Below are 11,341 nucleotides of genomic sequence, written 5' to 3' on the forward strand. Positions count from 1 at the left end.
GGTTGGAAAGATCGTTTATTAAACACATAATTACAGCACTTACTGTTATGGTAAGTGTTGTTTCGTTTTCACAAAATACTTCTCAAGATTCTACAAATGTTGTAAAAAGAGACACAATTCCGCTTAAGTATAATTTTAATGCTAACCAAAAAGGAAGTTTATTTTTAAACAACCCATCGCAAACTCAAATCACTTACGATAAGGCTTTAAATAAATTTATAATTGTTGAAAAAATAGGGAACTATTATGTTGGAACTCCAATTTTTTTAACTCCAGAAGAGTATAATAAGTATCGTTTAAAGAACGATATGAAAGCTTATTTTAAAGAAAAAGTAGATGCTACTAGCGGTAAGAAAAACGGTAATAGAAATGCAAGAAAAAACTTATTGCCTAAATACTATGTTAACTCAAAGTTTTTCGAATCTGTTTTTGGAGGAAATACTGTTGAGGTAATTCCATCAGGTCAAATAAATATTAAGCTAGGAGGAATATACCAACGTAACGAAAACCCTCAAGTTTCTATTGAAAACCAAAGTAGTTTTACATTTGATTTCGACCAGCAAATTAGTGCAAGTTTACAAGCTAAAGTAGGTAAGAGATTACAAGTAACGGCAAATTACGACACACAATCTACTTTCGATTTTCAAAACATTATAAAGTTAGAGTATACACCAACAGAGGATGATATCATTAGAAAAATTGATGCAGGTAACATAAATCTTCCAATTAAAAACTCGTTAATTAATGGTGCTCAGTCATTATTTGGTGTTCGTGCCGATTTTCAGTTTGGAAAAACTACAATTCGTACAGCATTCTCTCAACAAAACTCACAAAGTAGAACTGTAGTTGCTGAAGGAGGAGCTACTGTTGAAGAATTTGAACTTCGTGCAACAGACTATGATAACGATCGTCACTTTTTCTTATCTCAATATTTTAGAGAGAACTATAAAGCTGCCTTAACCAATTATCCATTAATCAACAGTCCAATAAATATTACTCGAGTTGAAGTTTGGGTTACTAACAGAAATCAAAATGTTACTGACTATCGTAGTATAGTAGCACTTGCCGATATTGGAGAAGGAGCAGATGCTAATAAGGTGAACCCTACTACGGTAACAACAACCCCTGGAGCTGTAACAGTAAGTTCAAGCGGTATGGCAAAAGTAATACCGTATAATGGGGCAAATAATTTAGATGGACTTTTAACCGACCCGAATGGTCAAATAAGACAAGCAACTACTATTGATGATGCTTTAAATCCATTCAATATTAAAGAAGGTTTAGGATATTCTTACTTGCAAAACGCAAGAAAATTACAACCGAATGAGTTTCGTTTACATCCGCAATTAGGATATATATCTTTAAACAGAAGATTAAATGACGGAGAAGTTTTAGCAATTGCCTATGAATATTCGGTAGTTGGAGCTACAGGAACTGAAACAGTTTTTAGAGTTGGAGAATTTTCTAACGATGGAGTAGCAGCACCAAACAATATCGTTGTAAAATTATTACGTAGTGAAATTTTAACGACCACAAGACAAAACCCAATAACTAATGCAGTTGAAGGATTTCCTACATGGAACTTAATGATGAAAAACGTATATGCTTTAGGAGCATTTCCGTTACAAAGAGAAGGCTTTCGTTTTGAGCTATTATATCGTGATGATCAAACAGGAACATTACAAAACACATTACAAAACGCCTCAAATGCAGACTTGAAGAATAAACCATTACTGAGAATTTTTAATTTAGATAAGTTAGACCAAAGTCAATATGCAGTTCCTGATGGAGATGGTTTCTTTGATTATGTAGAAGGAATTACGGTAAACTCAGAAAGAGGATATGTGATTTTTCCTGAGCCAGAACCATTTGGAAATGATTTAGCTGATGAGTTAACAAATCCGTCGGATAGAGATAAATATGTCTTTGAAGAATTATACTTAACAACTAAAATTCAAGCAAAAAACGAATATCAAGACAAAGATAAATTCTTCTTAAAAGGATATTTTAAATCAGAATCTAGTAGAGGAATTTCTTTAGGAGCATTTAATATTCCTAGAGGATCGGTTAATGTAACAGCAGGAGGACGTCAATTAGTAGAAGGAGTAGATTATGTAGTAGATTATCAATTAGGGCGTGTACAAATTTTAGATCCAGGTTTAGAAGCATCAGGAGTACCAATTAATGCAACAGTTGAAAATAATACCTTTTTCAATCAACAACGTAAAACATTTATAGGAATAGATGTTGAGCATCGTTTTTCTGATAAGTTTATTTTAGGAGGTACATTTTTAAATGTAAGTGAAAGACCAATTACTCCAAAAGTAAACTATGGAGCTGAACCTATTGATAATGTAATGTTAGGTTTAAATGTAGATTATTCTACAGAAGTACCGTATTTTACCAAGTTAGCGAATAAGTTACCGTTTGTAGAAACTGATGCACCTTCAAACTTATCGGTGCGTGCAGATATGGCATATTTATTACCAGGTTCACCAAGTGGTATCGATGTTAATGGAACAGCAACTTCGTATGTAGATGATTTTGAAGCTTCTCAAATACCAATCAATTTAAGTTCACCACAACAATGGTTTTTAGCAAGTACGCCAATATCACAGACTTTAAACGGAGATGATAATGATGATTTACGTTATAATTATAAGAGAGCGAAACTAGCTTGGTATAATGTAGATCAATTATTTTATGGTGTAAGTAATAGACCAGGAAGTATTAATGAAACAGAATTATCAAGAAATGAAGTTCGTCAAATTCGTTATGAAGAATTATTCCCAGCTACAGACTTAGATATTACACAACAAAATATTGTGCGTACTTTGGATTTAGCATATTATCCTCACGAAAAAGGTCCTTATAACTTTGATACATCGGCTGATGTAGATAGCGAAGGGAAATTAATAAGACCAGAAGAAAATTGGGGTGGAATTATGCGTAGTTTAACTACAAGTAATTTTGAACAAGCCAATGTGGAGTATATTCAGTTTTGGTTAATGGATCCGTATGAAAATTACTCTATAAGAGAGGATGAAGGTTTGCCAGCAGGAGTTGACCCAAATTTACCAATGAATCAAGTAGGAGAATTATTCTTTAACTTAGGAAACATCTCCGAAGATATTTTAAGAGATAAGAATAAACAGTACGAAAATGGTTTGCCAGGAGATGGAACTCCTGTACTTACAGGTTCTGTAAATACTCGTTTGTCAGATTGGGGTTATACACCATTTGCACCTTCTATTTTATATGCTTTCGGAAATAGTTTAGATGAGAGAAATAATCAAGATATTGGGCTTGATGGAGTTAAAAATGATGACGAATTAACGTTTTTACAAGAGTTAAATAATCGAAAGCCGATATACAATATAGACTTTAGTAAGATTAATACTAATGACCCAGCAGGAGATAATTTCCAGTTTTTTAGAGGAGCAGAGTTAGACGCTGCCAATGCATCTATTCTTTCTCGTTATAAGAATTATAATGGAACTGAAGGGAACTCTCCGACACCAGGGCAATCTGGTGAGGCATTTCCAACATCATCAACTACTTATCCAGATACAGAAGATATTAACAGAGATCAAACAATGAATACTGTTAATAGTTATTTTGAATATAGAGTATCGTTAAATAGAGCTGATTTAGTTCGAGGGCAAAACAATATTGTTGACGTAAAATCAGAACCAATTACATTAGCAAACGGTGAAACAAGAAGTACTACGTGGTATCAGTTTAGAATTCCTGTAAGAAATGTAACCGATGCTCAAAAGATTGGAGGAATTACCGATTTTAATAGCATTCGTTTTATAAGAATGTTCATGAAAGGATTTAAAATGCCTGTTGTTTTACGTTTAGGAGAATTAGAATTAGTAAGAGGAGATTGGAGAAGATATACAAACACATTACCAACCACAGGACAGCCACAACCATTAGATTCTGATGAGTTAAACAAGTTTGAAGTTGGGGTTGTAAGTGTAGAGCAAAACCCTCAGATTTATAAGTTACCTCCAGGAATTGTAAGAGAGCAATTGCAAGGTACAAACAGAATTCAACGACAAAATGAACAATCTGTTACCTTAAAAGTTACCGATTTACCAGCAGGAGAATCGAGAACAATTTATAAAAATATTAGTGTAGATATGCGTAGATATAAAACACTACGAATGTTTTTACACGCTCAAAATGAAAATAACTCAAGTACACAAAGTGGAGATATGGCTGCGGTTATTCGTTTAGGTACAGATTTAAACGATAACTATTACGAAGTAGAAAAACCATTAACCTTATCAACCTCGAGTGCTACAGATACTGATATTTGGCCAACTGAAAATGATTTAGATGTTCCGTTAGAAGAATTAGCTAATTTAAAGTTGATTAGACCTACAACGGGTTCTATTTCAGATGTTTTTTCAGGACAAAGTACTAACGGATTAAAAATATCTGTAAAAGGAAACCCAACATTAGCTCAAGTAAGAACAGTGATGTTAGGAGTTAAAAATACGACTGCAGACCCAAACAAATCGGTAGAAGTTTGGTTTAACGAATTACGTGCAGTTGGTTTCGATAACAAAGGAGGGTGGGCAGCAGTGGTAAATGCCGATGCTAATTTTGCAGATGTAGCAGATATTGCTTTAGCAGGAAGCATGTCTACCATTGGTTTTGGAAATGTAGAAGATAGAGTACAACAAAGAAGTCTTGAAGAGCGTAAACAATATAGTGTCGCTACCAATGTTCAATTAGGTAAAATGATGCCTAAAAAATGGAATATGCAAGTACCTATGAGTTTTAGTTACGGAGAAGAGTTTAAAGATCCTAAGTATGATCCTCAACGTCAAGATGTAACTTTAGAACAAGCTAGAGCTGCCGCGGATAGAGAAAATGATCCAATTAAGAAAGCTAAAGATTTAGAAAATATCAGTAATGCACAAGATTATACACGTAGAAAGAGTATAAGCTTTATTAATGTTAAGAAGAATAGAAACCCAGAAAGTAAAGAAAAGCCTAAGTTTTACGATGTTGAAAACTTTGCAGTTTCGTATTCATTTAGTGAAGAATTCCATAAAGATTATAATATCAAAAGATATGTTAATCAAAATTTAATGGCAGGGGCGAGTTATAATTTTAATTTTCAACCTTGGGTTTTAGAGCCATTTAAAAAATCAAAAACATTAAATAATAAGTATTTACGTTTTATAAGAGATTTAAATATTAATCCGGTTCCTAAAACAATAGCTATAAATTCTCGAATTACTAGAAATTATAATTTACAACAGTCTAGGAATTTAATTGAATTACCTAACGAGCAACCAACATTAACTCAAAGGAGATTTTTGTTTGATTGGGATTATACTATTGGATTTGATTTAACAAAATCATTACAGTTAAATTTTAAAGCTACTAACAATTATATTTATGATAGCTTTGGTAGAGATGAAGAATTAGAAATTTTTGATAAATTCTTCAATATTGGTAGACCAAATAATTATCATCAAAAATTAAATGCTACTTACAAGATTCCGATTAATAAATTACCGTATTTAGGATTCTTAACTGCAGATTATGGATATACAGCCGATTTCGATTGGCAAGCAGCTTCTCAAGGACCTGTATTTAACGAAGCAGGTGTAGAAAATGGTACTGTTGCTGATAAAGTAGGGAATATGATTCAAAATGCGAATACGCATAATTTGAATACTAATATAGATTTTGGGCGTTTCTACAAAACATTAGGTTTAGATAAGCTAATGTTGAAAGGAACAAGAAAGAAACCAACTCAAAAAGGATCGGTGGCTTTAGGAAGCAAGCAAGTAAATCAAAAGACAAAACTTAAAAAGAATGCTTCTTTTGGTCAAAAAGCATTAAAAGGTGTGTATGATGTATTGACTTCTGTAAAAAGAGCAAAGATTAGTTATACGCAAAACAATGGTACTTTATTACAAGGATATAAACCTTCAGTAGGATTTTTAGGAAGAGATAATATTGGAGGAGGATTAGCACCTACTTTTGGTTTTGTTTTCGGAAGTCAATCTGATATTTTACAAAGAGCAATTCAAAATGGATGGTTAGTAACCAGAGATAGGAATAACCCTGATGATATTTATTATAATAAGGAATATGGAAAAACACGTTATAAAAAACTAGATTATAACATTTCTGTTAAGCCATTAAGAAGTTTAACAATTGATTTAAGAGCTAATCGTATTCAAACAAGTAGAATAACACAACAATTAGATGTTGTGTTAAAAGATGGAGCAACTGATCCATTAGATAACAGTAATTATGAACAAAACAGAAATTTAAGAGCTTTTGAAACGGGAGATTATAGCATTAGCCATTTTATGTTAGGTACTATATTTACGAATAGTGATGATTTATTTGCCAAATTTAGAAGTTATAGAGAGATCATTGCTGGTAGATTATCTGCTGAAACTGGGTTAGATCAAACGGGGTATAAAGTTTCTGGTCAACAAGCAATGTTACCTGCATTTTTAGCTGCATATTCTGGTACAAGTCCTAATTCAATAAGTACTGGTATTTTTAGAAATATTCCTATTCCTAATTGGACCTTACGTTACAACGGATTTATGAAGTATAAGTGGTTTAAAAAGAACTTCTCTTCGTTCACGTTAACGCATGGATACAAGTCTTCTTACACTATTGGTAATTATTCTAGTAATTTACAATATGAAGGTCCAACTTCTACTGTAACGAATGCTTCAGGCAATTATCAACCAGAAACATTAATTACTTCTGCTACTTTAATTGATGAATTTTCGCCATTAGTTAAAGTAGATTTTAGAATGAAAAATTCATTCTCGGTAAAAGGAGAAATTAGAAAAGATAGAAGTTTAACACTTAACTTTAATAACAATACATTAACAGATATTAAAGGAACAGAATATGTAATTGGATTTGGATATAAGATAAGAGATGTTAAATTTGTAACCCGATTTACAGGGAAAAAAGAAACCCTAAAAGGAGATATAAATTTAAGAGCAGATATTTCGTTACGAGATAACTTAACTCTTATTAGAAGTATCGATGAAGATAACAATCAAATTACAGGAGGTGAGCGTTTATTCGGTATAAAGTTTCTTGCCGATTATAACTTGAGTAGAAATTTAACAGCATCGTTTTATTACAATCATCAAACATTTAACTATGCAGTTTCTACCACGTTTCCAAGACAAGCAATTAATGCAGGATTTAATTTGGTATATAATTTAGGAAATTAAAAACAAACAATATAAAAAAACAGTACAATGAATATTCCATCAGAATTAAAATACACTAAAGACCACGAGTGGATTAAAATAGAAGGAGATGTAGCTACAATTGGTATTACAGATTTTGCTCAAGGAGAATTAGGAGACATCGTTTATGTAGATGTAGATACGTTAGATGATACAGTAGAAATCGAAGAAGTATTTGGTTCGGTAGAAGCTGTAAAAACAGTATCAGATTTATTTATGCCTTTAACAGGAGAAGTAATTGAGTTTAATGAAACGTTAGAAGATGAACCAGAATTAGTAAACACTGATCCTTATGGAGAAGGTTGGATGATTAAAGTTAAAATTTCTGATGATTCTCAAATAGAAGGTTTATTAAGTGCTGAAGCTTATAAAGAGATCATCGAAGGTTAGTAGAATACTATTTGCCTTAACAATAACATTAGCTATAGCTTGTTTAAGTCTAATAAAAATAGGTAAACAGCCTATTAATATTTCACATTTAGATAAAATTGAACACGCTATAGCTTATTTTGTTTTAACCATTACATGGTTATTTGCCTTTATACACCATAAGAATAAGATACTTATAATAATAAGCTGTCTTTTTTATGGTATAATTATTGAGGTATTACAAGCTACGATAACCACTTATAGAACTGGAGACTATTACGATATTCTTGCAAATTCTACTGGAATTTTATTGGCTTACTTAATTTTTTGCTTTTTTAACAAAAAAAGTGAGTCCATATAACATTTTAGCTTGTAAAAGTTGAAATAAATTAGTTAAATTAGCAACCTATTAAAAACTCTTAGGATGGAAATTAAGAAAAATCCAAAATCAAACTTAGAAAATTACAGCAAGTTGTTTATGCAACTAGGTTTGGTTTTAGCATTGTTTGTAACATACATTGCAATTGAAAACAAAACATACGATAAAGAGTATGGTGATTTAGGATCGGCTGATATGGCTTCGAATATTGAAGAAGAAACTATCGAGTTTCAACAACAACCAGAGCCACCAAAACCTAAAACTCCACCACCACCAGCACCAGAAAAAATCGAAGTAGTAGAAGATGAGAAAGAGGTAGAAGAAACTGTAATTGAATCTACTGAAACTGATGAATCTGAAGCTGTAGAAGTTGATGAGGTAGAAGAAGTAGAAGAAGAGGAAGAAGTAGTAGAAGATGTACCTTTTGCTATTATTGAAGAAGTGCCAGTATTCCCAGGATGTAAAGGAACTAAAGCCCAAAAGAAAGCATGTTTAAATAAAAAAATGCAAAAGCACGTTCAACGTTATTTTGATGCTGAATTAGCAAATGAGTTAGGATTAGCTCCTGGTAGAAAAAGAATTTATTTACAATTTAAGATTGATAAAGACGGTTCTATTACGCAAATTAATGCAAGAGCACCTCACCCAAGATTAAAGAAAGAAGCAATGCGTATTGCTAAAAAATTACCTAAGATGAAACCAGGTAGACAAAGAGGAAAAGCTGTAAGAGTAGGTTATACACTACCAATTACATTTAATGTAGAATAGTTTTTAACTTTATATAAATTTTTAAAAGCATCGATTTATCGATGCTTTTTTTATTGGCACGTTTCTTGATTTTAACAAAGCATTAACATTTAAAATTTAATACTATGAAACAGCAAAAAAAGTCACCAAGAAAACAGCTAGAAAAATTTTCTAACATCTTTATGCAACTAGGCTTAGTAATTACCTTATTCATCGTGCTAATTACACTTGAGCATAAGTCTGAAGTTGTTGCAATTAAAATTACAGATATTTCTAAAGCAAATGAAACTATTTATAACTTAGATGATAAACCAAAGATTTTTATAAAAGAAGTAGAGAAAAGAACAAAGCCCAAGCCTAAAAAAAGAAAACCAGTTTCCAATTTTTCTGAAATAGATAAAAGGGATGACGATAAAGAAACGGTAGAAACAGTAATCGATAAAGATGACGAAGATGTAATTGATATAGATGTAATCGACGAAATTCCAGAAGGAGATATTATTGAAGATGATGATGAACCTAAACTGTTCGTGAACCTTCAAAATGTGCCTGTGTTTAAAGGGTGTGAAAATTTATCTGAGGATGCTACAAAACAATGTTTCGAAAAGAAAATGATGAAACATGTTCAACGAAACTTTAATTCTGATTTAGCGCAAGAAATTGGATTAAGATCAGGAAAGCATAGAATCTTTACCCAGTTTGTTATTGATAAAAAAGGAGAAGTGGTAAATATTAAAGTGAGTGCTACAAGTCCAAAATTAAAGAAAGAAGCTGAAAGAGTAGTAAATAAAATTCCGAAGTTTACTCCAGGAAAACAAAATAACAAACCAGTAAAAGTTAAATATACATTACCTATAACCTTTATGGTAAATTAAAGAATAAGCTCAGTCAATTACGACTGAGTTTTTTATTTTTGTTTCAATGAGTACAGATAAAGAATATTTTGCACACGAAACAGCTGTAATAGACGAAGGCTGTATTATAAAAAAAGGAACCAAAATATGGCACTTTAGTCATATAATGTCTAATTGTGAAGTTGGAGAAAACTGTAATATTGGTCAAAATGTGGTTATTTCTCCCCAAGTAGTTTTAGGTAATAATGTTAAAGTACAAAACAATGTTTCCATATATACTGGAGTCTTGTGTGAAGACGATGTGTTTTTAGGACCATCTATGGTTTTTACGAATGTTATCAACCCAAGAAGTGCTATTCAACGTAAAAACGAATACAAACAAACTCTAGTTAAAAAAGGAGCTAGTATTGGGGCTAATGCAACTATTGTATGTGGTAATGATATAGGTGCATATGCTTTTGTTGGAGCTGGAGCGGTGGTGACTAAAGAAGTACTTCCTTATGCCTTAGTTGTAGGAAACCCGTCTAAACAAATAGGTTGGGTTAGTGAATACGGACATAGATTGGAGTTTGATGAAGTAGGAAAAGCCATTTGTAAAGAGAGCAAACAAGTTTATAAATTTGAAGAAGGCATAGTTAAGAAGGTTAGTGAATAGTGAAATTTTAACTTTTCATAATATTTTCTTAATCTTTTTGTTGAAAAAGAAAAATATGTTTATATTTGAGTCGTGGTTGAAAAACCACTTTCTTTTTCTTTTTCATAGCAATTTTTCCCACTCAATTTTTTGAGTGGGTTTTTTTATATCTTTTCTTTTAGGAAAAATTCAATATTTTCATGCATATAACAAGAGTTACGTTATATGAATAATTAACTGTTTTCTTTAGCTTTAATTACCTTTTCTAAAATATATTCAACGCCATTTTCATCGTTTGTTTTAGTAGAAAAACGTGCTGTTTCTTTTACATTAGGATGTGCGTTTTCCATAGCAAAACTAAAATATGCTTTTTGAAGCATTTCTAAGTCATTATTATAATCACCAAAAGCCATGGTCCCTTCTATAGTAACTCCTAGCCTTTTTTGTAGTTTTTCTAACGCATTTCCTTTGTTAGTTTTTATACTAGAAATGTCTAGCCAATGTTGTCCAGATATTTTCAATAAAATATCCTTATGATTATGTAATTCTTTAATAAAAGGAAGAATATATGTTTCTGAGCTTTCCATATGCCTTACTGCAATTTTAAAAACTTCTACATTTTCTAGTTTTGTTAAGTCTTCAACAATTTCATATTGTGTGTAATACTGTTTAAAGAAAGCAATAAATTCTTCATTTTTAGTATCAATATATGCTTTGTCTTTAGCGCATAGAACGATTAAAACATTTTCTACTTTTCTTAAAACAGGAAGTATCTCTTTAACATATTTAAAATCTAAGGATTCTGTGTCTAAAAGTTGATCTCTAAACTGAGTTATTCCTCCGTTTTCAGCAATAATATGAATGTCATCTTTTATAGCTTGAAGCTTATGAACCATGCTATGATATTGACGCCCACTAGCGGCAACAAAATGTATATTATTTGCTTTTAACTTTGGAAAAAGATTCCAAAACTCATCGCTCACATTATGGTTAGAATCTAATAAAGTTCCATCCATATCTGTCACTACCATTTTTACTTTAGAAAAATCCATAAAAGATATATTTAAGAAACAAAAATAAGCTTACTAAAAGATTA

At 31.5% G+C, this 11,341-nt stretch carries 7 protein-coding genes; 6 read left to right on the forward strand and 1 reads right to left on the reverse strand.

All coding sequences use genetic code 11. From position 1 onward, the window contains the following. The first annotated feature begins 2 nt into the window (after positions 1-2). The 6 genes from sov (at position 3) to WH52_RS12890 (ending at position 10,266) form a co-directional block, all read left to right on the forward strand. Positions 3-7,244 carry a T9SS outer membrane translocon Sov/SprA gene (gene sov, locus WH52_RS12865; protein WP_233131565.1) on the forward strand — a complete coding sequence of 2,414 codons (7,242 nt, stop codon included), beginning with the start codon at positions 3-5 and terminating at the stop codon, positions 7,242-7,244. A 27-nt stretch (positions 7,245-7,271) separates the two neighbouring features. Next, positions 7,272-7,652, forward strand: coding sequence for a glycine cleavage system protein GcvH (gene gcvH / locus WH52_RS12870; protein ID WP_086031367.1), 381 nt, complete (start codon positions 7,272-7,274; stop codon positions 7,650-7,652). Then, positions 7,618-7,992 carry a VanZ family protein gene (locus WH52_RS12875; RefSeq protein WP_233131566.1) on the forward strand — a complete coding sequence of 125 codons (375 nt, stop codon included), beginning with the start codon at positions 7,618-7,620 and terminating at the stop codon, positions 7,990-7,992. The genes gcvH and WH52_RS12875 overlap by 35 nt, the downstream gene beginning before the upstream one ends. A gap of 63 nt (positions 7,993-8,055) precedes the next feature. Then, positions 8,056-8,778, forward strand: coding sequence for an energy transducer TonB (locus WH52_RS12880; protein ID WP_086031368.1), 723 nt, complete (start codon positions 8,056-8,058; stop codon positions 8,776-8,778). A 104-nt stretch (positions 8,779-8,882) separates the two neighbouring features. Next, positions 8,883-9,632, forward strand: a complete 750-nt coding sequence (locus tag WH52_RS12885) for an energy transducer TonB (RefSeq protein ID WP_086031369.1) — start codon at positions 8,883-8,885, stop codon at positions 9,630-9,632. 46 nt (positions 9,633-9,678) lie between these two features. Then, positions 9,679-10,266 carry an acyltransferase gene (locus WH52_RS12890; RefSeq protein WP_086031370.1) on the forward strand — a complete coding sequence of 196 codons (588 nt, stop codon included), beginning with the start codon at positions 9,679-9,681 and terminating at the stop codon, positions 10,264-10,266. Positions 10,267-10,478: 212 nt separating this feature from the next. Here WH52_RS12890 and WH52_RS12895 read toward each other — a convergent pair whose 3' ends face one another. Beyond that, on the reverse strand, positions 10,479-11,297 hold the full coding sequence (locus WH52_RS12895; protein WP_086031371.1) for an HAD family hydrolase: 819 nt from the start codon (positions 11,295-11,297) through the stop codon (positions 10,479-10,481). Positions 11,298-11,341: the final 44 nt, after the last annotated feature.

Source organism: Tenacibaculum holothuriorum, from assembly GCF_002120225.1.
In the GTDB taxonomy this organism is placed as follows: Bacteria; Bacteroidota; Bacteroidia; order Flavobacteriales; family Flavobacteriaceae; genus Polaribacter; species Polaribacter holothuriorum.

Bases quoted from the DNA above. Each gene is read 5' to 3' on its own strand.
- gcvH (WP_086031367.1), top strand. From the start codon at position 7,272: ATGAATATTCCATCAGAATTAAAATACACTAAAGACCACGAGTGGATT.
- WH52_RS12890 (WP_086031370.1), top strand. From the start codon at position 9,679: ATGAGTACAGATAAAGAATATTTTGCACACGAAACAGCTGTAATAGAC.
- WH52_RS12885 (WP_086031369.1), top strand. From the start codon at position 8,883: ATGAAACAGCAAAAAAAGTCACCAAGAAAACAGCTAGAAAAATTTTCT.
- WH52_RS12895 (WP_086031371.1), bottom strand. From the start codon at position 11,297: ATGGATTTTTCTAAAGTAAAAATGGTAGTGACAGATATGGATGGAACT.
- WH52_RS12880 (WP_086031368.1), top strand. From the start codon at position 8,056: ATGGAAATTAAGAAAAATCCAAAATCAAACTTAGAAAATTACAGCAAG.